General features: G+C 45.1%; 29 protein-coding genes. 12 read left to right on the top strand and 17 right to left on the bottom strand.

Translation table 11 applies throughout. From position 1 onward, the window contains the following. Positions 1–156: 156 nt before the first annotated feature. Positions 157–480, top strand: a complete 324-nt coding sequence (locus Vsou_RS09665) for an ATP-binding protein (protein ID WP_188603639.1) — start codon at positions 157–159, stop codon at positions 478–480. A gap of 56 nt (positions 481–536) precedes the next feature. Further along, on the top strand, positions 537–1,244 hold the full coding sequence (locus tag Vsou_RS09670; RefSeq protein ID WP_188603638.1) for an AAA family ATPase: 708 nt from the start codon (positions 537–539) through the stop codon (positions 1,242–1,244). A gap of 27 nt (positions 1,245–1,271) precedes the next feature. Here the strand turns inward: Vsou_RS09670 and hutU are convergent, their stop codons facing one another. After that, a complete protein-coding gene (gene hutU, locus Vsou_RS09675; protein WP_188603637.1) occupies positions 1,272–3,134 on the bottom strand; it encodes a urocanate hydratase in 1,863 nt (620 codons plus the stop codon). A gap of 111 nt (positions 3,135–3,245) precedes the next feature. Here hutU and Vsou_RS09680 point away from each other — a divergent pair, with 111 nt between their 5' ends. Next, on the top strand, positions 3,246–3,401 hold the full coding sequence (locus Vsou_RS09680; RefSeq protein WP_188603636.1) for a hypothetical protein: 156 nt from the start codon (positions 3,246–3,248) through the stop codon (positions 3,399–3,401). 257 nt (positions 3,402–3,658) lie between these two features. Here Vsou_RS09680 and Vsou_RS09685 read toward each other — a convergent pair whose 3' ends face one another. Genes Vsou_RS09685 through Vsou_RS09695 form a run of 3 tightly spaced genes read right to left on the bottom strand, consistent with a single transcriptional unit; the run spans position 3,659 to position 6,344 of the window. Continuing rightward, the gene (locus tag Vsou_RS09685) at positions 3,659–4,231 is read right to left on the bottom strand and encodes an SPASM domain-containing protein (protein ID WP_229709867.1); all 573 of its coding nucleotides are present in this window, start codon (positions 4,229–4,231) and stop codon (positions 3,659–3,661) included. A 55-nt stretch (positions 4,232–4,286) separates the two neighbouring features. After that, positions 4,287–4,853 (bottom strand): radical SAM protein, encoded by a 567-nt coding sequence (locus Vsou_RS09690; protein WP_349293699.1) that lies wholly within the window; start codon positions 4,851–4,853, stop codon positions 4,287–4,289. 12 nt (positions 4,854–4,865) lie between these two features. After that, a complete protein-coding gene (locus Vsou_RS09695) occupies positions 4,866–6,344 on the bottom strand; it encodes a putative sulfate exporter family transporter (protein WP_188603635.1) in 1,479 nt (492 codons plus the stop codon). 250 nt (positions 6,345–6,594) lie between these two features. Between Vsou_RS09695 and Vsou_RS09700 the strand changes: the two genes are divergently transcribed. From Vsou_RS09700 to Vsou_RS09710, 3 genes are all read left to right on the top strand, one after another. Then, positions 6,595–6,813, top strand: coding sequence for an AbrB/MazE/SpoVT family DNA-binding domain-containing protein (locus Vsou_RS09700; RefSeq protein WP_373286825.1), 219 nt, complete (start codon positions 6,595–6,597; stop codon positions 6,811–6,813). A gap of 149 nt (positions 6,814–6,962) precedes the next feature. Beyond that, positions 6,963–7,211 (top strand): PIN domain-containing protein, encoded by a 249-nt coding sequence (locus Vsou_RS09705; protein ID WP_229709866.1) that lies wholly within the window; start codon positions 6,963–6,965, stop codon positions 7,209–7,211. A 45-nt stretch (positions 7,212–7,256) separates the two neighbouring features. Then, on the top strand, positions 7,257–8,153 hold the full coding sequence (locus Vsou_RS09710) for an arginase family protein (RefSeq protein ID WP_188603634.1): 897 nt from the start codon (positions 7,257–7,259) through the stop codon (positions 8,151–8,153). Positions 8,154–8,211: 58 nt separating this feature from the next. Here Vsou_RS09710 and Vsou_RS09715 read toward each other — a convergent pair whose 3' ends face one another. The 4 genes from Vsou_RS09715 to Vsou_RS09730 form a co-directional block, all read right to left on the bottom strand. Continuing rightward, on the bottom strand, positions 8,212–8,385 hold the full coding sequence (locus Vsou_RS09715) for a hypothetical protein (protein WP_188603633.1): 174 nt from the start codon (positions 8,383–8,385) through the stop codon (positions 8,212–8,214). After that, the gene (locus tag Vsou_RS09720) at positions 8,373–8,525 is read right to left on the bottom strand and encodes a hypothetical protein (RefSeq protein ID WP_188603632.1); all 153 of its coding nucleotides are present in this window, start codon (positions 8,523–8,525) and stop codon (positions 8,373–8,375) included. Before Vsou_RS09720 ends, Vsou_RS09715 begins: the two co-directional genes overlap by 13 nt. Positions 8,526–8,555: 30 nt before the next feature. Further along, positions 8,556–8,903 carry a transposase gene (locus Vsou_RS09725; RefSeq protein WP_229709881.1) on the bottom strand — a complete coding sequence of 116 codons (348 nt, stop codon included), beginning with the start codon at positions 8,901–8,903 and terminating at the stop codon, positions 8,556–8,558. Positions 8,904–9,050: 147 nt separating this feature from the next. Further along, positions 9,051–9,203 carry a hypothetical protein gene (locus Vsou_RS09730; protein ID WP_243680034.1) on the bottom strand — a complete coding sequence of 51 codons (153 nt, stop codon included), beginning with the start codon at positions 9,201–9,203 and terminating at the stop codon, positions 9,051–9,053. Between the two features lie 99 nt (positions 9,204–9,302). Between Vsou_RS09730 and Vsou_RS09735 the strand changes: the two genes are divergently transcribed. Further along, entirely contained in the window at positions 9,303–10,118 is an 816-nt protein-coding gene (locus Vsou_RS09735; protein WP_264890707.1) for a hypothetical protein, read from the top strand. Continuing rightward, positions 10,115–10,438, top strand: a complete 324-nt coding sequence (locus Vsou_RS09740) for a transposase (RefSeq protein ID WP_264890708.1) — start codon at positions 10,115–10,117, stop codon at positions 10,436–10,438. Before Vsou_RS09735 ends, Vsou_RS09740 begins: the two co-directional genes overlap by 4 nt. 47 nt (positions 10,439–10,485) lie before the next feature. Here the strand turns inward: Vsou_RS09740 and Vsou_RS09745 are convergent, their stop codons facing one another. The 4 genes from Vsou_RS09745 to Vsou_RS09760 all read right to left on the bottom strand — a co-directional run bounded on the left by Vsou_RS09745 (position 10,486) and on the right by Vsou_RS09760 (position 12,380). Beyond that, positions 10,486–10,743: a hypothetical protein gene (locus tag Vsou_RS09745; protein ID WP_188604046.1), complete on the bottom strand. Its 258-nt coding sequence runs from the start codon at positions 10,741–10,743 to the stop codon at positions 10,486–10,488. Between the two features lie 123 nt (positions 10,744–10,866). Next, positions 10,867–11,163 (bottom strand): hypothetical protein, encoded by a 297-nt coding sequence (locus Vsou_RS09750; RefSeq protein ID WP_188604047.1) that lies wholly within the window; start codon positions 11,161–11,163, stop codon positions 10,867–10,869. 296 nt (positions 11,164–11,459) lie between these two features. Then, positions 11,460–11,639, bottom strand: coding sequence for a hypothetical protein (locus Vsou_RS09755; protein ID WP_054844453.1), 180 nt, complete (start codon positions 11,637–11,639; stop codon positions 11,460–11,462). A gap of 111 nt (positions 11,640–11,750) precedes the next feature. Beyond that, a complete protein-coding gene (locus tag Vsou_RS09760) occupies positions 11,751–12,380 on the bottom strand; it encodes a superoxide dismutase (protein WP_188604048.1) in 630 nt (209 codons plus the stop codon). Positions 12,381–12,450: 70 nt separating this feature from the next. Here Vsou_RS09760 and Vsou_RS09765 point away from each other — a divergent pair, with 70 nt between their 5' ends. Further along, the gene (locus Vsou_RS09765) at positions 12,451–13,446 is read left to right on the top strand and encodes a sodium:calcium antiporter (protein ID WP_229709940.1); all 996 of its coding nucleotides are present in this window, start codon (positions 12,451–12,453) and stop codon (positions 13,444–13,446) included. Positions 13,447–13,751: 305 nt separating this feature from the next. Here Vsou_RS09765 and Vsou_RS09770 read toward each other — a convergent pair whose 3' ends face one another. Next, positions 13,752–14,177 (bottom strand): helix-turn-helix domain-containing protein, encoded by a 426-nt coding sequence (locus Vsou_RS09770; RefSeq protein ID WP_188604049.1) that lies wholly within the window; start codon positions 14,175–14,177, stop codon positions 13,752–13,754. A 51-nt stretch (positions 14,178–14,228) separates the two neighbouring features. On the opposite strand from Vsou_RS09770, the gene Vsou_RS09775 reads away from it, so the two are divergent. Beyond that, positions 14,229–15,197 (top strand): dihydropteroate synthase, encoded by a 969-nt coding sequence (locus Vsou_RS09775; RefSeq protein WP_188604050.1) that lies wholly within the window; start codon positions 14,229–14,231, stop codon positions 15,195–15,197. Between the two features lie 32 nt (positions 15,198–15,229). Beyond that, the gene (gene rpiA / locus Vsou_RS09780) at positions 15,230–15,931 is read left to right on the top strand and encodes a ribose-5-phosphate isomerase RpiA (RefSeq protein WP_188604051.1); all 702 of its coding nucleotides are present in this window, start codon (positions 15,230–15,232) and stop codon (positions 15,929–15,931) included. On the opposite strand, the gene Vsou_RS09785 is transcribed toward rpiA, so the two are convergent. From Vsou_RS09785 to panB, 4 genes are all read right to left on the bottom strand, one after another. Next, positions 15,921–17,414, bottom strand: coding sequence for an aromatic amino acid ammonia-lyase (locus tag Vsou_RS09785; RefSeq protein WP_188604052.1), 1,494 nt, complete (start codon positions 17,412–17,414; stop codon positions 15,921–15,923). The genes rpiA and Vsou_RS09785 overlap by 11 nt on opposite strands. 58 nt (positions 17,415–17,472) lie before the next feature. Further along, positions 17,473–18,669 carry a pyridoxal phosphate-dependent aminotransferase gene (locus Vsou_RS09790; protein WP_188604053.1) on the bottom strand — a complete coding sequence of 399 codons (1,197 nt, stop codon included), beginning with the start codon at positions 18,667–18,669 and terminating at the stop codon, positions 17,473–17,475. A gap of 54 nt (positions 18,670–18,723) precedes the next feature. Then, positions 18,724–19,812 (bottom strand): threonine synthase, encoded by a 1,089-nt coding sequence (locus Vsou_RS09795; RefSeq protein WP_188604054.1) that lies wholly within the window; start codon positions 19,810–19,812, stop codon positions 18,724–18,726. A 78-nt stretch (positions 19,813–19,890) separates the two neighbouring features. Then, entirely contained in the window at positions 19,891–20,688 is a 798-nt protein-coding gene (gene panB, locus Vsou_RS09800; RefSeq protein ID WP_188604055.1) for a 3-methyl-2-oxobutanoate hydroxymethyltransferase, read from the bottom strand. Between the two features lie 63 nt (positions 20,689–20,751). Here panB and Vsou_RS09805 point away from each other — a divergent pair, with 63 nt between their 5' ends. Continuing rightward, a complete protein-coding gene (locus Vsou_RS09805; protein WP_188604056.1) occupies positions 20,752–21,558 on the top strand; it encodes a 4-phosphopantoate--beta-alanine ligase in 807 nt (268 codons plus the stop codon). Positions 21,559–21,633 lie beyond the last annotated feature (75 nt).

Genomic DNA, 21,633 nt, shown 5'->3' on the forward strand with positions numbered 1-21,633 from the left:
AATATAACCAACGAAGCCCCTGACCTCAAGCTTGGCAACCCCCTCTTATCACTATTCGACATCGAAATATTACCTATTCAGGGCTTAAAAACCGGTTGTTCTTAGATCAAGGATCAAGATTTAAACACCCCTATAATATACAGGGGTGCTTATTTCATGCTATTCGACCTTGAGCCAAAATCGAAGAGAGAAGACCTATTCGGTAGAGATAACGAGGTAAATGCCATCGTAAACTTCATAAGGAGTAAGTCAAGGTTCCTTGCAATATACGGAATTAGGCGTGTAGGTAAGACATCGGTGCTAAGGGTCGCCCTAAATGAGGCAAGCATACCCTATTGCTACATTGATGCAAGAATGCTTGAGAATGACTTCACAAAAAGAAGACTTTACCAACTAATATCAAACTACCTGACCGAATTATCCATCAAATGGCGCCTTGAGAAGCCATTAGGAATATCGCAAGGGCAGTTCGGGGCATAAACATACTCGGTAACGGCATTGAACTTAATGTCGAGATTGATTGGAGGAACGCCCATTTGACGGACTTACTAAACGCACTATCCAAGAACCTAAGCCAAATAGTGATCGCAATTGACGAAGCCCAAATACTCAGGATGATGAGGGGATTCGGCAAGATCGATTTCACACAGGTACTCGCCTATACATACGATAACCTAAATAATGTTAAGGTCGTACTAACGGGCTCCGAGGTCGGCCTACTACATGACTTCCTCGGCCTTGACAACCCCAAATCATCACTCTACGGTAGGTTCGTCGAGGAGCTAACAATAAAACCATTCAGTAGGGACGTATCAATTCAATTCCTAATAACCGGCTTTAGACAATACGGAGTTGAAGTAACAATAAATGAAGTACTTGACGTAGTCGATGGGCTCGATGGTATCGTAGGGTGGCTAACATACTACGGTAATGCCAGGGTACGCGGAATAAGTAATATCAATGAAATTTATGAGAGGGCTATGAAACTCATAGACGGCGAATTGAAGCCACTATTAAATAAGTCAATTTATTATGGGTTGGTGCTAGAGGCGATAGCCAGGGGTAGAAAGCACTTTAATGAGATTAGAGAGTACATAACACTAAGACTCAATAAGTACGTGGCGCCAGGCGAGGTCGAGAGGGCCTTAAGCAATCTTATGAAGATGAGCATAGTAAGTAGGGTAACCCATGGTGAGTACGAAATAATGGACCCAATAATAAGAATGAAATTCAGTCAGGTTTGATGATAAGTCGACTTAAAACGGCGCTAACTAAGTATTGAAGGGCGTCCTATAGTTTTGCTTCCTCGCCTCATACTCCTCAAGATCCTTCTTAACCCTCTCATACGTGAACCTACTAATCCTACCCTCCCTATACGCCTCCTCAATCACGCGCCTACTCTTCTCCTCAAGCCTATCAATGATCGGTATCCTAACACCCCTCTCCCTAGCAACTATCAAGGACTTCGGATAACCAGCATGGACATGCCTAACAACACCAGAACCTGGATCAACCGTGAAGACCCTGAGGGCCTTCTCCTCAGCAAGCTCAGTACCATCAACAACCATACCAAAACCAGCATGAATAGCGTAACCGATCCCCGTGCCGCCGCCATGGTGGAAGCAAGTCCAAGTTGCGCCAGCAGCGGTGTTTAGCGCGTAATTCAGTATTGGCCAGTCTCCTATTGCGTCTGAGCCGTCGAGCATGCCCTCAGTCTCCCTGAAGGGTGAAGCGACGGAACCACTGTCTAGGTGGTCCCTACCAAACCATATTGGCCCACTTAGCTCGCCCTTCCTAACCATCTCACTAACGATCTTGCCAAACAGTGCCCTCTCACCATAGCCTAGGTAAACTACCCTGGCTGGTAGTCCCTGGAATTTTACATACTGGTGGGCGTTCTTGATCCACCTGACTAGTCTTGGGTTCTTCTTCTCGAAGAGCGTTATCAATACATCATCTAGTTTATATATGTCGTTTGGATCACCCACTAGGCTTGTCCACCTGAATGGTCCACGGCCTTCCTCAAATAATGGCCTCATGTACTCCATTTGCCCTGGTATCTTGAATGCGTCCTCAACACCTGCATCATATGCCTGCTTCCTGAGGTTGTTGCCGTACTCGAAGGTCACGGCACCCCTAGCCTGTAACTGGAGCATTAGTTGTACGTGTTTCTTCATAGTCTCCCTAGCCAGCAGCATGTATTTATCTGGGTCGCTTCCCCTTAATTGCTCGGCTTGTTCAATGGTGAATCCTTGGGGTACATAGGAGAGAGAGTCGTGAGCTGGTGTTTGGTCTGTGAGTATGTCTGGTACTATGTTTTCCTTGATTAACTTCTCAAGTAGGTCTACAGCGTTCGCGAGTATTCCAATACTCGTCGCTTGCCTTCTTTCCTTGGCGTCAAGGGCCATGTCTATGGCTTTGTCCAGGTTGTCGGTCCACGTGTCCAGGTAACCGGTATCTATCATTCTCTGTATCATTCTTTTGTCGACATCGGCTATCAATGCTATGCCGCCCAGCATCTTGATGGCCAGTGGCTGCGCTCCGCCCATGTTACCAAGGCCGGCGCTAACCACCAGCCTACCCTCGAGCGAGCCGCTGAAATGCCTATCTGCGGCTGCCCCGATTGTTTCGTAGGTTCCCTGGAGAATACCCTGGGTACCGATGTATGCCCAGCAACCGGCGGTCATCTGGTGGAAGCTTATCAATCCCTTGGCCTCGAGTTCCCGGAATATCTTCCAATCAGCCCACTTGGGAACGAGCATTGCATTGCTCATTAAGACCCTTGGAGTGTATTTACTAAGTTTCCAAATAGCCACAGGCTGACCACTCTGTATTACTAGTGTGTCCTCACTGTCCATGGTGAGCAGGGAATCCACTATGGCCTCGAAGTCCTCCCATGAACGGGCAGCTTTACCAGTGCCACCATAGACAATTAGGTTCTTTGGGTCCTTAGCAACCGCAGGGTCAAGCACGTGAAAGAGCATCCGTAGTGGACCTTCGAGTTGCCAATCACGACTATGCACGTGAATCTCCGTACCAGTGATGATGTGGACGGCCCTAGTCTCAGGGTCGTAATAACCAGCCGAGATCAATTCTTCGATGGGCCTGCCCCTGTATTTTTGAGGGACTGACATGGTGATCAAAGTATGATTTATTTATTGTTGTATTTTTATTTTTCCATATTGATTATAATATGGGACTGATTTAATCAAGTTTTTATACCTGGTTGTTAAGTTAATTTATTATTGAATGGGATTAGTAGGTTGTATGGGATTGATGGGAACGTGGAAGTTAAGGGTAGGGTTTGTAGGCTTTACCCTGTTTATAAGTATCCGTGGGTGATTGAGCTTGGCGGTGAGGATTCGGGTAAGGTTGAGGGCGAGGGAGGGAGGTCACGATAGCCTTGGTTAATAGTGGTTTTGAAAGTAGTACGCCGAGATATTATTACTAATGAATTTGGCCAGGCACCTTGGGTTGTGGGATGAGGTCCTGGTTGAGGGCGGGGGTTCCAGTTGTTCGGTACCGTGGCCGACCCAACTAAGCTGTATATATTACCTTCATCGATTTACGCGTCAATACTTGAGGATGATTATGAAACAACGCCCGTGTTTTCTGACGCGGTCATTTCCAAGGTTGAGCATGAGGTTTTGATCAGTGATTATCTTGCTGGTTCCCTGGGCATTATCGTTGAGTATTTTAGGAATGGCGTTTGGAGAATTAGTGGTGATCCTAACGGTAAGGCTAGAGGAATTATAGACCGCAGTATTGGTAGTGCGTAAACACCGTATAGCCTATAACACGTGATACATTGACTAGGTGGTGTTAAATCAATGCTGTAATCCGCGGTAAGTCCCTGGATCCTTCTCCTTATGAATTTAGACCTAAATTCCCTATAGTCCTTATTATTCCATATACTCGTAACACTCTCGTTATTTATATTCCCGAAAATCACCTTCTTCATTCTGAAGCACCTTTTCATGAAGCATCGCAGTATGTAGTTACCCTTAATCGGCAAGTTCAGGAAGACACATGGCGAGACATCGCCATTGACATTTATGAAAATAGATTCAGTAGGTCTTTCCGGGCATTCGATGAGTTCCCAACAACTCAATGAATAGGCAAATACCTTGATGCCTAACTCCCTAGCCCTTTCTAGCGTGATGTTGATTACGCGTTTAAAGGCCCATGGCTCTTGCTCAAAGGGGTCTGTAAAGATCCTCCACGTGAACATATCCTTATTTAATATATACAATGAGTTATTAATAACCACCTCGTCAATGCCTAGTTTATGGCATTAGTTCAATGAAGTCGGGTAGTTCATGAATATTCATTGATAGTGCAATGTAACTCGCAATCACCTTAGTGCTACCCCTTAACCTCTCCTTAACCTTAATGAGCCCTCTTACATTTTTAACTAGAGTATTAAAGTCACAACCAATCCTTATGGCATTGTGCGTTGATGGATTAGTTCCCGCGAAGGTTATAGCTATGACGTTAATTCCCATCGAAATTAATTTATCCGAATAACGCTCATTTAGTAATAATCCATTCGTTGTAAGTCCAAAGTATGTTTTACCCCGAACCTCATTAGTCATATCCATAAGGTTTGGATGTAGAAGTGGCTCACCCCATCCCTGTAAATGCACATAGTTTATTGATTCCATGCTTAATAACTCCCTTATTACTTTACGGTATAGCCCTAGGTCCATGAGCCTGGAAATCCACTCACTCCTTAGTACTGTCCTCGGGCAATAAATACATGATGCATTGCATGATGTTGATACCTCAATTTGTGCTATTCGTGGGGTAGAATTGAAATTATCATTGGTTTTAATTTTAAGGTTTGTTATTATTCATCACCTCATTTAGGGTGGTGGTAGGCCCGCAAAGAAGACTATTGATAACGCTAATCCTATTAGTATTATTATTGTTAGTGATACTATGTATGCAACTATCATACGCCCAGCTTTTATCTCAGCGAGTGTCTTGAACCTGGTCGTTAGCCCTATTGACATGAAGGTTAGGGCGAAGAAGAAGTACCTAAATAACTCAGTCTGTGGTGTTATACCGCCCGTCATGAACTTCCACGACACGGCGGCGCCAACCGCGAAACCAACACCCCATAGTAATAACCATGTAGCCAAGTAACCAAGCACAAACTTGGGGAACCTAAACCAAATCTGAATCATGGGGACCCTCTCCCCGGGTCTTCTTTCAACTCTGGTCACCCATATCACGGCCAGTATGAATGCCCATAGCCCAATCCATATATCAATGAACACCTTACTCATGACCGCCGTCGTCAATACCCACGTCTTATAGGCAGCAAGGCCCGGCTGAGCACTAATCAAGGCATCAGCTAAAGCGCCACTGGCCGCAGCCGCGCCATCAGTTTTAACAGAGAGACCCATCCAGGCACCAGCCGCATATGGCGCCCACTTTAGGAACGTGGCAGCCGCGAATGGTAGTACCACTAGCTCTACGGCTGCGAATAGCACAATTATTGATGCAATGGTGGCTGGTACTATTGATGGGGCGCCTATTGCGGCGGCCGTGGCTATGGCTGCCGAAACACCACATATACTAACACCTGATGCCAGTGTTGCTGCCCACTTAATGTCGAGCTTGAACACCTTATGAGATACTAGGTACGAGATTGGCCAGTAGATTAGGTAGGCGGCGACTATGGCAATTAACGATCTCTCCACAAGACCCACTGCCAGTGTTATGTACCTGAGAGATGATGCACCAATCAAGGCCCCAAGAAGGACTATGGCTGTCTTTATGTACCACTCGGTTCTGGCCCCGGTTTCTAGGGTCGCCGGCAATTTTTTGTAAAATACTACATTGGATATAAATAAGCCTACGAGCAGTAGGTATATTAGTATACCGTCTGCTCCCACGGGTATTGACCAGGCAATGTGAAGCTTGGCATATTGGTCAGGCGTAGCGTTGAAGTATGCATAACCAAAGAGCCACCAGAAGCCAAAGGTTAGTATGAACATTATTGTGAAGCTAGTCATGAATCTCTTGACATTATGTCCCATTGACCAAGCCGCTAACGTGAGGATCACCAATAGGAATAGGTAAAGCAGGATCACGCTGAGTAGTGGATTTAGGCCTAGGTATGCCTTGGTCATAGTCAGGGCTTGTCCAACAACCACAATGCTCTTTGAGGGGTCTAACCATGGTGCCGAGACCCTGGGAACCCAACCAAGTAGGTAAATACCGTAGTAGCCAGGTAGCGATAGGAGAAAGATAAGAAGCCCGATCCAAAGTGCCCACCAGTCCTCTTTTTTCCATAGCGACGACCAGTCAATCTTTGTTGCTGCTTGGGTTGCCATATTTATCGAGACTACCTTTGTGGATGTCAAAAATAAGACTTGCTACATTTACCCAGGATCTCTTATGCAGAATAATGCTTAAAAACCTTTAATTTAGATAATAAATTTATTATCAATAGTTTCAAAATTATGATAATAAATATTAATTTATTATAAAGACTTTAGTTAGATACAAAAGTGTTCTTGTGCTAATTATTTTAACCTAGTAGAAGATTCTTATAAAAATAATTTTTAGTTTACTATTGAAACCTTGGTTAAGGTTACTAGGAATTACCAAGAAACGATACCTGCGGGTATTAGGGAGAGACTTGAGATTAAGGTTGGCGATTTGTTAAGTGTTGAGATTGATGGTGATCGAATTATTCTTAGGACAGTCGTTCAAGAAATACCAATAATTAGGTTAGATGGGGAATTAACGATTAATGATATTGAGGGATTCATTGAGGAAGGCTTGATGAAGAACGTCTGAGACTGTGATTAATACTAATGCATTGATATTTTACGTCGTTGAGGATTCTAGGGAGCATGCCAAGGCGTTGAGGTTTTAGATAGTTTGGACAAGTGGTTCTTACCTCACGTTGTTATTTATGAACTGGCCTGGTTTTTAGGTCCGTTAATGTGTCAAGGGAACGTGCCGTGGATATTTTAAGTAGCTTAATTAACCATAGGGAGGTGGTTTTGGTGGACGATAATGATGTTATTAAGTGGGTGTTACGTGCGATGCAGGATACCAGTTGGGGGCTTGACTGTTTTAATGACTTGATAGTATTAGGGACTGCGTATTCATTGAGTAAGCCGTTGTTTACGTTTGATGAGGAACTAAAGAAGAGGGCTAAGAGGGTGGGTGTTAGGGTTCTTGAGGTTTAGTTCGTGACGTAGTACTTTTAATACTATCGCCATTGCCTACTTTGTATGCGGTTTGTTAGGGAGTCCATGTATAAGTTCATTAAGGACCCTGGTGACATCAGGATTGGTGAGGTTGTCAAGAGGAGCTGGGTTAGTGGTGATGTTGGTATCCTTGGCATTCCCTGGGATGGGGCGGTGGGTACGAGACCTGGCTCTAGGCTTGCCCCTGCCAGGGTTAGGTCCTGGCTTTACTCCTCACCATATACCTTTAGTAATGTTTCGATTGTTGATCTTGGTGATGTTGATGTGGTTGTTGGTGATCATAATGAGACTTGGCGTAGGGTTGAGGAGACCGTTAATGAGGCTTTGGGGCTTGTTAGGGAGTTGATTGTCATTGGTGGTGACAGTACATCCTCCTATGCAGCATTCAGAGGCTTAAGGAAGGCGGTTAATGGCAGGTTAGCGTATGTCTTGCTTGATGCTCATCCTGATGTTAGGGTCATTACTGAGGGGTTGACAAGTGGGCAGGTTATTAGGTGGATTAGGGGTGTTGACTCTAATGCTTACATAACCATAATTGGTGTCAGGCCCCATTCAAACGCACCTTACTTGTTTGATGAGGCTAGGAAATTGGGCGTTACGATATACACCATTGATCAAGTTGATTCCATGGGAATTAATGCAGTGGTTAATGAGGTCGTGAATAATATTGGTGATAGGGTTGCTCACTTAAGTATTAACCTTGATGTTGTTGATCCCGCATTTGCACCTGGTGTTAATAGTCCATCACCCGGTGGCTTCATGTCAAGGGAGGTGATTAGGCTTGTTCGTGAATTGAGCGTTAGGTTGAGACCTAGGGTTTTTGATGTTGTTGAGGTGACGCCGCCATTCGATGTTAATGATGTGACGAGTATGCTTGCGTCAGCAATAATAGTCAATGCCATATGGGTTGGTAAGACGTGATTCGCATTGATATCAAGATATCTTAAACTTAAATAATCGGTAATGATTAAACTTTAAATTATTGTGGACAATTTCCATCTATTGGTGCTATCTTCATTATTTCGTTTAAGGCATGGGCTATTTTCCATTTCTGCTCATTACCTTTCACGTTTTCATGTCTCCTACGGAGTACCTGGATGATCTGAATCCTTATGTCACAATTCCTTGCCACTAATGCCTTCAGGTAGCCCACGTTATGACAACCTCATACCTCTTACCATATTGCCGTATACGGCATGGCTCGCCATCAACAACATCTTCAAGCGCACTCTTTAACTCATTGTAAACGATATTTGCCTCATCTTCATCAAATGTGTAGTATATTAATTCCATCGAATTTTTAGATGTGAGCTACCCCGCCCTTTAGGGCGGGGTTTTCTGCTTCATTGCCTCACCTTGCCCCTGGGGAACCAGGGGTATTGGGCGGGGCTCCACAGGCAGTTGGGCTGGCTCCCAGCCCCCACGCTTCAGGATGTTTATGCTCGCATTCAAGTCCCTATCAATGACTAGCCCGCACCTTAGGCACCTGAACACCCTATCCCTCAGCGTTAATTTCTCATTAACGTAGCCACACCTTGAGCATTTCCTCGAGGTATCCCTCGGGTTAACCAGCCTGAACTCCTTACCGTACTTAACCACCTGCCACTCAACAATCCTCCTCAACTCCCTATTGCCTTTGCCAATCAATTGACTAACCTTGATGTCCTCCATGACCACCACATCGTAGTTTAATGCCAGGTACTTCCCAAGCTTGAAGTACAGGTCCCTCCTGAAGTTGACTAGGCGCTCATAAGCCTTAGCCAGCCTAACCCTAGCCGTTTAGGACTCTGTGATATTTTTCGTTAGTTTTGATTATTTCTAATCACTTTCTTCAATTACTATGACCTTAACCTTTTTCCCATGTAGTTTCGATAGTTTTTCCTGGTATTCCTTTGGTGGGTATATTAGAAACTTCCTCATGGTCTTTACAATTTTTGCTTCAAATACGTATATCGAGACCATTACTCTCACCAGGTAAATAGTAGAGTGCAAAGGCTTATAAATCTGTACTCCAAGTGACTAACTGGTGAATCCCCGATGAAGGCGTTTATCCACCGCTCACTTCGGTGGATGCCTGAGGGGACGTACTATAAGGCTCTAAGGGCTGAAGCTGAGGTTGTTAATGGTGATATAAACGACCTTCTATGGGAGCTGGCTGTCTACAGATACGCTCTGCAGAAGGTCATAGATGCTCTATGGGAGTTAGGCAGGCTTCCAAGGAAGAGCCAACTTCATCAGTTGTTCTATCCCTTGCTAAGAAGCTATGGTTTTAGAGCTCATGTAACAAGGAACATATATGACTATGCACTAGCTCTAGTAAAATCTGCTGGGAGCAATGGTGGTGGTAAGCCAAGGGTTAGAAGGCTATCAGCTAGGTTCGACTATCAGGATGCCAGGGCGGAGATGGATAAAGGAACCGTAAAGATAATTCTGAGAGATAAATGGTATGTGCTGAAGCTCAAACACGGAAGAGAATATATTGGAAAGTTTAAGGGATTGAGGTGGAAGGAGGTTCACGTAAAGTACGAGAATAGGAAGCTCTACGTTAGCGTAGTGTTTGAATTAAGGTATCAGCCATATACACCTAAAGGATTCGTAGCCATAGATGTAAACCTTAGGAACATTACAACATTCAATGGCTCTGAGGTTAGGAGGTTCGGGACTAGGTTCATCGAGGCTTTGAGTAAGAGGGCTAGGGCTGAGGAGCTTCAGAGGAAGTACCCAAGGAGGTGGAAATTCAATAGGAGGATTCTGAATAGGGTTAGGGCACTGCATGGGAGTGCTAGGAACATCATTAATGACTTCTGCTGGAAGGTGGCGAAGGAAATAGTCCTAAAGGCGCTGAGGCTTAGGCATGCGATTGTCCTGGAGGATTTAGAGCTTTGAGGGATTCGATTAATAAGAAAGATGGTGGCGTTAGGTGGAAGCTAACGCTATTCGCCTATAGGAGACTTCAACATGCAGTCATAGCCAAGGCCGTTGAGTACAATGTGCCGGTGGTATTCGTGGATCCCAGGGACACGTCTAACGTCTGCCCAATGTGCGGGGCGAGACTTAACTACATTCACAGACTAGCATACTGCCTAAGATGCGGATTCATAGGCGATAGAGACGTAGTTGGCGCAACAAACATTTGGCTAAGGGCACTGCACGCGTATGTGGGAGGTGCTCGGGTCACCCCTAAACGCCCCCGCAATGAACAATGAAACCCGAGGGAACGGGGAAATAAAACATGATGGGATGAAGCAAACAATCAAAAGTACTCAGAGGTAAAAACATCAACCAGACCCAAACCCACTTGGCTGTAGAGCATCTTGAAGTCTTCATCCTGCCTCCTAAGCTGTAGTGCCAGCTCCCTAAGGTCATTCCTGGAGAGCCTAATACCGTAGATATTATAGAAGTATAAGTCTGCCCACCGCAGGGTGTTGTACAGCTCCCGCGCCACCTCCAGCTGGGCCTCCACGGCCCTAACATCACCATAAGCCCTGAACTTGAACCCCACGGTGGGCATTAGCTAGCTAGTTAGTTTATTCAATTTTAAGCGTTCTGTTTGTAATACTGAAAGACTGCATAACCCCGCCCTAAAGGACGAGGTTTTCGTTAATGCCTGCTTCAATAACATGCAGACTAAGTTCTATCCAAAAACCATTACCTTCATCTCACCAGGTCTCCAGTTTATTTCCTGCTGCGCAATTTGTCTTATCTCCACCCATTTATCCATGTTTAAGGCATCTAGGAGATCCTGCACTTCTGGCGGTAACGCATTTATGATCATTCTAGCCAATTCAATGGCATTAGAGCGGCAGTAAGCCATCAAGATTATGCCATGCTGATTAGTGTTACTCAGCACTATTTTAATCGTCATTGCCTCATTAACTTTATCAATGTGGATTATAACATGTTTTCCATATATCCTAATGGTTGACTCCAACGATTTACCAAGGATAATTTCGGCTTTACCACTTTTACGGCTTTAATTAAATTCTGAACCTCAATACTCACGTACTTAATCCAATAATCCTTAAATTCATTAATATAGTATATCACCTCATTAATTACCGTTAATAGTTTATCGACGGCATCACTATACTTATCCTTAAGTGATACGACCCTCTCCTTAATAATTTCCCATTCCCTCTTATTACTATCTATCCAATAAGCATTCCAAACTCTTAATTCTATTAAACGATTAATTGCTTCAATTAACTAGGGTAATAATATTTTTAATTAGACTGGATCTTTAACTTCTTCACCGCATCTATACCTTAAACCCTTTCTTTTAATGCCATAGCAAATTCTATTCCTCCTAAGTATCTCTCCATTTATCTCACTCTTTAAAATTTCATAAGTTACTTGGTCATTAATCGCCATATCCTGGTCTGAGCAACATCTCTCATCAAAAGCCATCACTATTATTAACCAAACTAACTTTTAAGGTACTTAAATCGTAATTATAATAATTATTGTTAAAAATTAAATTTTTAGAATTTAAAAAGAGAGATATCGCTGATAACGCATTTACTTTATGTATTTCCTTAGTCTATTCTCAGCTTCCTCCCAATTTAGTACGTTCCAAATAGCGTCTATATAACCATTCCTATTATTCTTGAATTGAAGGTAATAAGCATGTTCAAACTCATCGACTATTAGTAGGACTGGTAATTCGGCGATGTGTTGGTTGTAGTGGTTTTCGAAGGTTGTGAATTCTAGATTGCCGGTCTCTGGGTCGTAGTAGAGCACCGTCCATCCACAGCCTGGTAGTGACCTCATGACTTCCGTGAACAGTGCCTTGAACCTATCGAAACTCCCGAATTGTTTCTTTATTAGGTCTCCTAGGTAACCGCCGGGTGCCCCTCCTCCCTTGCCTGATGGTGCCATTGAGTTCCAGTATAGTGTGTGCAGTTTGTGACCGTTTATGTTGAAGAATAGGTTCCTCAGTAGTCCCTGTACGTCATAACTGGTTACGTCGCCCTTAATTATCTTCTCGAGCCTTTCTATTGTTGCATTGGCTCCATTTACGTAGCCTTTATGGTGACCGTTATAGTGCACATCAATTACCTGACCACTTATGTGCGGTTCCAGTGCATTTATTGAATAGGGTAGTGGCGGTAGCTCATACCTTTTGAAGAGATTTGCTGGAAGGCTCATCAAGGATTTTGTTGGGATTGGGCTTATTAAATGTTGTTTTTGCATTATTTTAATTTGGGATGATGAAGTGATGATGATTATTTTGTACATGGTTGGAGGATTTATTTCTGTGCTTATAGGTGGTTGGCTTTTCACGAACTCAATGGAATACGTAAGCCATAGGTATAGGATTGGTTCCTCCTTCGTTGGTGCAGTGCTATCGCCAATCCTCACATCACTTCCAGAACTAATAGTATTCCTGATAGCCCTATTGCTTTATGACGATGTATCTGGCGAGGATGTTGCCGTGGGTACTATTATTGGGGAACCCTTTGTGGTGTCCACAATCATATACCCGGTTATCTTCATGGTGGCCGCCGTGGGTTTTTACCTACGGCGCAGAGACGACGTGGTTCTTGAGGTTGATAAAGAATTAACAATACCATTTATCGTGGTCTTGCTCCTATTTCCCACCGTGCTCCTGCCCGCGATCATTAAGTCCCTGGCGGTTAGATACTTGATTGCTGTGTTTTTGGTTACAGCCTATCTACTTTATGCCCATATAATGAGGAATAGACAGGGACTTGTGATTGAAGATTACGAGAGACTTTACATAATTAGAGTTATCAATAGGCTTAGGATTGATTGGGCAGCGTTTATTCTTCAGCTTGTGGTTTCCGTGGTATTACTATTCGCGGGCTCCAGGGCATTGGTTGAGGGCATTATTGATTTGTCTAAGTACCTCATGCTTGATGTGACGGGGTTATCAATAATAGTAGTGCCGACGGCTACGGTACTTCCCGAATCAGTAACCGCGGTAATATGGACTTGGAAAGAGCGTGATACCATGGCTGTTGCCGCATTAATTGGCGAGAAGGTTCTTTACTCGACTATCTACCCAGCATTGGCTCTTGCGACCACCAGGTGGTTACTGAGTGTTGAGGCCTTGGTAAGTGTTGCGGTTGTTGAGGTGGTTTCTTCAGTAATGCTTTATCACGTAATTAGGGGGAAGCTAACCTGGGATGTGGCTGTGATAGGGCTTGTTGGCTATTTGGCGTATTTATTGATTTTAATACACTTCATTTAGGGTTCCAATAATGCCAAGCAAGGTAATTCTTATGAAACGGATTAACCCTCAACCTTCGTTTCAAGAATGGAGCCTGGAGTTAATGCATTAGTTAATGCATTATTGGTATATTCATGTGCGCCTTGATGAATATCCGCAGTACCGCGATACTCATATAATCACGTGCTCTCCAAGTCCTCACCTAGGCGTCTCCTCGTATAATACCGTAATCAAGGTATTTAGTAATTGAATGGAAAAACACATCCCACATTACTGTGGGTTATATATTGAGAATGCCCAGACCAATGGATCCCCATTGCCATACTTTAATTATTCGAATAAGCCGAGTTATCATGAGCGGTGGAGGACCCCAACACCCAAATAAGCATTTCGAATGGTAGTAAGTTTAGGATCATTATTAGTGGCATTAATGCCATGTATTGATTAAGAAACTCCTCAAGTTCCTTCTCATTCATCGAGCTAATCCTACTAAGTATTTCATGTGATATTTCCCTCAGTTTCTCATATGCCTTTTGTGCTTCTTCGAGCCCAGTCGGTGTTAGGTCAAAGACCTCTTTCCTGAATAATATGCCCCTTTTGACCCTGGTGATTAATTTATCAAGTTCCAGGTATTGCAACTCGTCCTTGACCTCATTAACATTCCTTCCAAGGTAGTGCGCTATTTCCTCAGAGGCCAATGGACCTCTCTCCCTGAGTAGGATAAGTATCTGCTCATCGAGTGTTAATTCCATTAATAATTGGGAACAAAATGTATATAATAAGCCTTGCTCACGCGTTTCGTAATGCCTAGGGCTAGACTTGGTCGTGTTTGGTTTGGTGATAGCGAACCTGTTAGGTTGGTTGGAGTCATTAATGTAAGCCCTGAATCCTTCTTCAAGGGCTCTGTAAAGAGGAGTGTGGATGATGTTATTAAGGCCGTTGAGTCAATGACTTCTAGCGGTGCTGACGTTGTCGATGTTGGCGGTATGTCTACGGCCCCCTACAATAAGACGTTTATTAGTGTTGACGAGGAGTTGAATAGGGTTATGCCCATTGTTAGAGCCTTGAGGAGGGAATTCCCGAACCTAGTTATTTCAGTTGATACCTTTAGGGCGAGGGTGGCCGAGGAGACCCTGAGGGTTGGTGCAGACGTTATTAATGATGTTACTGGGTTAAAGGGTGATGTTGGCATGGCGCGTGTCATAGCTGATCACAATGCCTCCGTGATAGTTATGGCCAGGGAGAAAGAACCTGCGTTAGGCAGAGACCCTGTGGTTAGGACTGTGACCGCGCTAAGGGAGAGCCTGGAGATGGCACTTAGTGGCGGCGTTAATGAGGAGCATATTGTTATTGATCCTGGTGTTGGTGCGTGGCCTCCATTAAGTATGGACCCGTTATTCACAGGCGGCGAACCATTGAGCGGCGAGTATGTGCATGGTGATCATGAGTATCCTTGGTACATCTGGGACTCAATAATCATAACGAACGTTGGTAGAATAAGGAGCGAGCTGGGTAGACCCGTACTAGTTGGTGTTTCCAGGAAGTCGTTCCTAGAGAGACTATTGCGTAGGAAGGCGCCGCCTGAGGAGAGACTTTTTGCGTCGGTGACTGCCGAGGCAATTGCGGTGGTCATGGGCGCTGATGCCATTAGGACACACAATGTAAATGAGAGTAGGGATGCGATTAGGATAGCCGAATCCCTAAGGCTATGTATTAATAGCGAGCCTGCTAGGTGTGGTATGGAGTTAGCAAGGCTATTAAGGGGTGGATAACCATTAAAATTAATCCTAGGTATTAGTTGATCGTGAGTAGTGCCGACATCGCAAGGGAGGCTGCTGCCAAGGAGGCTATTAAGTATGTGACGGATGGAGCTGTGGTTGGTGTTGGTACCGGGTCAACCGCAATGGTTTTTCTTAGGGAGCTTCATAGGTTAATAAGTAATGGACATGTTAAGGACGTGCTACTGGTCCCAACGTCTACTGAGACTGAGATCGAGATAATAAACCTTGGATTGGCACATTTATTGCGTTATCCATGGCAAGTGAATCATATTGATGTGGCGGTTGATGGGGCTGACGAGGTTGATAGAAACAAGAACCTGGTTAAGGGTGGTGGCGCTGCATTGACCAGGGAGAAGATTGTTGATTACTGGGCTAGGTCATTTGTGGTGATTGTAGACGAGTCTAAGGTTTTTGATAAAATACCGGCGAAGCACCCAATACCCATTGAGGTGATACCCTTTGCCTGGCCCATTGTTAAGGCTAGGCTTGAGGAAATCGGCGGTGTCGTTAACCTAAGGTTTGGCAGTGGTAAAAGAGGACCAATAGTTACTGATAATGGTAATTACATACTTGATTATGTGCCAAAAACCGAGATAGTGCCTGATGAGGCAGAAGGGTTCATTAAGAGAGTGCCTGGCGTTGTCGAGGTGGGGCTCTTCAATGGTAAGAGGGTTTCGAAGGTAATAATCGGTAGACCTAATGGATCTATCATCACTATGGACTGACCCTTAGTTCAATAAAGCCAGATAGCTCATCAATTGAGCCCATAAGCCTAGTCACGGCCTCATTGTGAGTCTGTGCACTAGATATGTACTTACCTATCGTGTCATAGATACGTGTGGTTGCTTTACCACAACCTGCGCATGCATTGTTTGCACTAATTACTGAGTAACTTACATAGGCGAGTATTGAGATTAATTGCATAATTAATGAGTTAATTTCATGGAGTTTTATCGCTGAGTTTGCACTCATGGAGTTGACATCCTCCTGGAAACCACTAGTTGGTATATTCTGCACAGTAGATGGCACGGACGATTCCCTAAGCTTAGCCGCCAATGCAGCTGCGGTGTATTGGGTTAACATCAAACCAACACGCCAGGGACCATTAGCCAGATAATTATTAGCACCATTAATCTCCCTTCTAAGTAACTGCGTTACCTGCCTCTCAATTAAGTTGCCAAGCACAACAAGTGACATATTGAGAAGATCCGTAGATATGGCTATGTACTGCCCATGGAAGTGACACGTGGAGAAAACACCATTACCGATTATCACTGGGTTGTCGCTCACGGAATTAACCTCGTTCAACACATTGCGCAATGACCAAGTGAACGCATCAAGCACGGAACCCAGGACTTGCGGTATGCACCTTATTGAGTATGGGTCCTGAACCCTACCGCTGGTATTTGCATTCCTACTATCACTTAGTAACTCAGTGAGCGCTCTCGCTACTTCATTTTCACCGTTATGTAGCTTCACGGAGTTTATTTCAATGCTTAACGGTGCTGTTCCTGCTCGCGATGCCTCAATGACCAGTGCCATGACAGCCAATGAAGCCCTCAATAACCTGAACGAATCCCAAATACCCAGTGAGGCCACGGCTGCGCTGTAACTAGTTCCGTTAATTAATGAGAGAGCCTCTTTATAACTAAGCTTTAGCTCGTCGAGACCGGCTGCCCTCAGAGCCTCTGCGCTACTCATTGCCCTACCCTGGTACTTAACAAAGCCCTTACCCAGTAGTGTTAGGGCTATGTGGGCCAGTGGTGCTAGATCGCCAGATGCGCCGACAGAACCAAACCGAGGAACCAAAGGCGTTATCCTAAGGTTCAGGAAATTGATTAACCTCTCCGTAATTAGGCTTCTTATACCGCTATAACCTAGGGATAGTTGATGAGCACGAATTAGCATTGTGGCCCTAACCCAATCATCAGGTGCATAATCGCCAATACCCATTGAGTGATCAATGATCATATCCAGCGAGTACCTAGCCACGTCTTCTGGGTTCACGGTAATGTTGTATAGATCACCGAGCCCCGTATTAACGCCATAAATCTTAATGTTGCCGTGGATGAGTTCTTCGAGGGCCCTCCGTGATCGCATCATGACATTTAAAGCATCACTGCTTATCTTTACATCCTCATAATTTCGGGAAACACTAACAATATTGTCCAACTTAAGGTGTGAACCTGTCCCTATTTCCACGGTCATACAGACCCAAATATTGCGGTAATTATTAATTTATTTTCCTCAATATAATTATAGACCATCAATGCCCAGGGCACCTTGCTAAGTAATTAGCAATTAACCTAATGCCTTCCTCGATATCTCTCTCGTTCTCCCTGGCAAACGCCATCCTCACATGCAACCTACCCATATCGCCAAATGCAGACCCTGGTACAACCGCAACATGGGCTTCCCTAACAAGTCTCATGGATAGGTCACGATCGTCAATACCAAGCCTTCTTAGGTGAGGCTCTAAATTAAGGAACATAAATAGTCCAGCCTTGGGCTTTATAACCCTAGCCTCAGGCAAGTACTCCCTTATTGCCTTATACATTGCCTCCATTCTTGACTTATAAATCGGCACTGTCTCGCTTAGGTACTTCTCCTTGTATTTTTTGAGGTACAGTAGGCCTGCGTACTGGGCAGGTGTGGGTGGGTTTAGGTTCGTGTACTGCTTTACCCTGTTGAAAACCTTTATGAAGTCCTCATGAGAAACCACATAACCCAACCTCCAGCCAGGCATTGCTGGATCTTTGGAGAACGTGTTTAGTGCAATGACGTTTTCAAGGCCGTACTTAATGGCATACGTGTGTCCGCCCTCATAGTACAAATGTCTATAGGCTTCGTCGTAGATCAAGAATGCGTCGTGATCACGGGCTAGGTCTATCAATAACTTAATCATGGGCTCCCTCAAAACCCTACCAGTTGGGTTGTCTGGGTTAACGACTATTATTGCCTTAACCCTATTACTCATTATTGCCTTAACATCCTCCTCGTTGGGCTCCCAACCAAGTTCTTCCTTGGCCATTACCTTCCTTACCCTGCCGCCCAGGTAATTAATGACCGGCTCATACATAAGGTAGGTTGGGTCAAATAGTACGACTTCATCACCCTCATCTATAATGCTCATGAACGTTGCTAAGATGGCCTCTGCAGAGCCCGCTGATACTGACACATTGCCATTATTTACCTTAATTCCCGAGTACCTCGAGTAGTCCTCTGCGATGACCTCTCTTAATTCCTCAATACCACTGCTCGGCGTGTACATACTGTACTCAAATGGCTTTTCGAGAAGCTCCTTAGTGAACTCCAGGAGAAGCTCTCTACTGGGTGGTAGGCCGGGTTGACCTATGTGGAAGCCGTAGACCTTGACTCCGCTTTGTTCAAGTTTAACAACCTCCTCATTAATTCCCCTAATTGCGGATCCAGGAAATGCACTACTCCTTTTCGATATCCTCACGGGACAAGGGTAGTGGGCATTTTTATAAATGTTACTCTTTTTGTATATATCTAACTATATTCTGCCCATGGTATCTATATACTTAAGTCCATTACCTGTGAGCACAATGACAGCCTCGCGGTCATTACTTAAATAATTACCATTTAATAGCCTTAGGTAACCGGAGAGGGCTATTGCGCTACTGGGCTCAATAATAAAGCCCTTCCTTAACAGTGTTTTCCATGAATCCAGTATCTCGTTATCTGTCATCACCAATGCATCGCCTCCACTACCAATGATAGCATCAACCATCTGCCCAAGCCTAGGCGGGTTAGACACCCTAAGGGCATCAGCGATCCTAGTGGGTTCTCCCGCAGTACTTCCATGGATCTTCTCATAAAGGCTCGCAAATCCCTGAGGCTGTACCGCATAAAGTCTCGGCACCCTACTAACTAGACCAATGCTCCTCAACTCATTAAAACCAATCCAAAGCCCAAGCAGTAATGTTCCAGCAGATACAGGTAAAACAACGGCATCTGGCACATGCCCCAATTGATCAAGTAATTCATAAGCCATGGTCTTGGTACCTTGTAAGAACCAGGGATTCCAGGTATGCCCAAGATAAGCCTCGCCATCTCTCAAGGACTCGATGGCCATCCTACCGGCCTCAGCCCTAGATGGCGCCTCAATTAACTCAGCACCCAATGATCTTATGAGACTCTTCTTGCCCTCAGGCGCATCCCTAGGTACGTATATCCTAGCCCTAATACCAGTCGCAGCCGCGTAAGCAGCTACAGATATGCCGGCATTGCCACTTGAATCTTCAATAACTAACTTGGCGCCTAACTCCACGGCCTTTGATACTGCCACGGCAGAACCCCTATCCTTAAATGACCCAGTTGGGTTGAGGTACTCAAGTTTCATGTAAGTATTGCCCCTCAGGAAACCCGGCCTAACTAATGGCGTGAAGCCCTCACCAAGACTAGCCAGTGGCTTCGCCGGAATGACGCTTGAGAATTTCCACATATCTCTACGCTCACTCAGTGTTAGTTTCAAGCCCTTAATATTCACGTCCAGCGGTCCACCGCACCTAGGACATCTCCAAAGCCATGTCGATGCCTCCGCAATAAAACCACACCTTGAACATCTATAAACAACCTCCATAGGCTAGATACACACTGCACCATGAGGAATAAAAGCACTGCGCAGAAACCACCGAGGGCCTTGGCCGCATCCCTTTAATCAATCCTTATAATACTCCGCACTAGGGAATTCACCATTTCTAACTTCACTCACGTACTTAGCCACCGCATCTCTTATAATGGACGCCAAATCTACGTACTTCTTGGCAAAGCTTGGCGGTCTCTCCGTGAGGCCAAGAACGTCATGAATCACGAGTATTTGCCCATCGCAGTGAGGACCAGCGCCGATGCAGATAGTTGGTATCTTCACACTCTCTGTTACTGCCTTGGCTACGCTTGCGGGGGTCATCTCTATGACTATCGCGAAGGCCCCGGCCTCCTGGAGCGCCTTGGCGTCCTCCATTAATTTCTTGGCTTGTTCCTCAGTCCTACCGATCATCTTAAATCCGCCAAGCGAGAGAACCCTCTGTGGATTAAGTCCTATGTGACCCATCACGGGTATCCCGAACTTGACCAGGTTATTTACGATGTCAAATATTTCCTGACCACCCTCGGGCTTCACGGCCTCAGCACCCGCCCTGATAAGCCTTGAGGCATTCCTCAAGGCATCCCTAATGCCTGTTTCGTAGGTCATGAAGGGCATGTCGGCAATAAGCAGGGCCTTGGGCTTTGCCCTGGCCACGGCGGCCACGTGTATGAGCATGTCCCTGAGGGCGACCCTTAGGGTGCTTTCGAAACCTAATACAACCATCCCAAGGGAATCACCGACTAATATGCCGTCAATACCCGCCTGGTCCACCAGCCTTGCCGTTGGATAATCATAGGCCGTTACCATTACGACCCTCTGTTTGCCCTTCATGCCCATTATTGTCTGTACCGTGACCTTCCTCCTCTCCATATTAATGGGTCTTGCTTAATCTTGAATTAAAGTTTTAAGAGCACATAAAGGTATTAGGTGGCAATGGTTGAGGATTCACATGCGTCCTGGGTACCGCCTAATCACCCAAGGAGAGAGTCATTATTCATTAGGGAGAGGCTGGTTGATGGATTTAGGGATGGCTATGTGGCGTTTCAAGGCTTGATTGCGCATGGGCGTGGTGAATGCTTTGATTACCTAGTTGGTGAGTCTACAATACCTCCCGCACTAACTGCCGAGAGGGTGGCCGCAGCGGCGTTACTGACGGCTAGCCACCCAGTCATTTCGGTTAATGGTAATACGGCAACCCTCGCGCCGAGGCAAATAGTTGAGTTATCCAAACTCATTAATGCTAAGCTCGAGGTCAACCTATTTTACAGGACTAGGGAGAGGGAAGAGTTGATAGCCAGGGTACTCAGGGAGAGTGGCGCTGAGGAGGTCCTTGGTGTCGCTGATGATGCGTCCTGCACAATACCCGAGTTATTCAGCGAGAGGCGTAGGGTCTCGTGTAGGGGCATTTACACTGCTGACGTGGTACTCGTACCACTTGAGGACGGTGATAGAACCGAGGCACTCAGGAAGATGGGGAAGACCGTAATTGCCATAGACCTGAACCCGCTCTCTAGGACGTCCAGGGCCGCGAGCATAACAATCGTCGACAACGTGATTAGGGCGATACCGAACATGATCAAGTTCGCGGGAGAGATGAGGGAAATGCCCAGGGATGAACTGGTCAATATGGTTAGGAACTTCAACAATGAGGAGAACTTGAGGTCCGTACTTACGTTCATTAGGGACAGGCTAAGTGAGTTAGCGAGCAAGGGTATCACGCTTGAGTTCCCTAAGCCCTAAGGGTAGTCCTTCATATTCGTTATTATACGCTGATTATTAAACGTTTAATTAAGTATATAATCCGGCCAAGCAGGG

Origin of the sequence: Vulcanisaeta souniana JCM 11219 (genome assembly GCF_026000775.1) — an archaeon.
GTDB lineage: Archaea > Thermoproteota > Thermoprotei > Thermoproteales > Thermocladiaceae > Vulcanisaeta > Vulcanisaeta souniana.

Excerpts from the sequence above, each read along its gene's own strand:
- Vsou_RS09665 (WP_188603639.1), top strand. The coding sequence starts at position 157 with ATGCTATTCGACCTTGAGCCAAAATCGAAGAGAGAAGACCTATTCGGT.
- hutU (WP_188603637.1), bottom strand. The coding sequence starts at position 3,134 with ATGTCAGTCCCTCAAAAATACAGGGGCAGGCCCATCGAAGAATTGATC.
- Vsou_RS09685 (WP_229709867.1), bottom strand. The coding sequence starts at position 4,231 with ATGTTCACGTGGAGGATCTTTACAGACCCCTTTGAGCAAGAGCCATGG.
- Vsou_RS09695 (WP_188603635.1), bottom strand. The coding sequence starts at position 6,344 with ATGGCAACCCAAGCAGCAACAAAGATTGACTGGTCGTCGCTATGGAAA.
- Vsou_RS09710 (WP_188603634.1), top strand. The coding sequence starts at position 7,257 with ATGCGGTTTGTTAGGGAGTCCATGTATAAGTTCATTAAGGACCCTGGT.
- Vsou_RS09720 (WP_188603632.1), bottom strand. The coding sequence starts at position 8,525 with ATGGAATTAATATACTACACATTTGATGAAGATGAGGCAAATATCGTT.
- Vsou_RS09725 (WP_229709881.1), bottom strand. The coding sequence starts at position 8,903 with ATGGAGGACATCAAGGTTAGTCAATTGATTGGCAAAGGCAATAGGGAG.
- Vsou_RS09735 (WP_264890707.1), top strand. The coding sequence starts at position 9,303 with ATGCCTGAGGGGACGTACTATAAGGCTCTAAGGGCTGAAGCTGAGGTT.
- Vsou_RS09745 (WP_188604046.1), bottom strand. The coding sequence starts at position 10,743 with ATGCCCACCGTGGGGTTCAAGTTCAGGGCTTATGGTGATGTTAGGGCC.
- Vsou_RS09755 (WP_054844453.1), bottom strand. The coding sequence starts at position 11,639 with ATGGCTTTTGATGAGAGATGTTGCTCAGACCAGGATATGGCGATTAAT.
- Vsou_RS09760 (WP_188604048.1), bottom strand. The coding sequence starts at position 12,380 with ATGAGCCTTCCAGCAAATCTCTTCAAAAGGTATGAGCTACCGCCACTA.
- Vsou_RS09765 (WP_229709940.1), top strand. The coding sequence starts at position 12,451 with ATGATGATTATTTTGTACATGGTTGGAGGATTTATTTCTGTGCTTATA.
- Vsou_RS09770 (WP_188604049.1), bottom strand. The coding sequence starts at position 14,177 with ATGGAATTAACACTCGATGAGCAGATACTTATCCTACTCAGGGAGAGA.
- Vsou_RS09775 (WP_188604050.1), top strand. The coding sequence starts at position 14,229 with ATGCCTAGGGCTAGACTTGGTCGTGTTTGGTTTGGTGATAGCGAACCT.
- Vsou_RS09785 (WP_188604052.1), bottom strand. The coding sequence starts at position 17,414 with ATGACCGTGGAAATAGGGACAGGTTCACACCTTAAGTTGGACAATATT.
- Vsou_RS09795 (WP_188604054.1), bottom strand. The coding sequence starts at position 19,812 with ATGGAGGTTGTTTATAGATGTTCAAGGTGTGGTTTTATTGCGGAGGCA.
- panB (WP_188604055.1), bottom strand. The coding sequence starts at position 20,688 with ATGGAGAGGAGGAAGGTCACGGTACAGACAATAATGGGCATGAAGGGC.
- Vsou_RS09805 (WP_188604056.1), top strand. The coding sequence starts at position 20,752 with ATGGTTGAGGATTCACATGCGTCCTGGGTACCGCCTAATCACCCAAGG.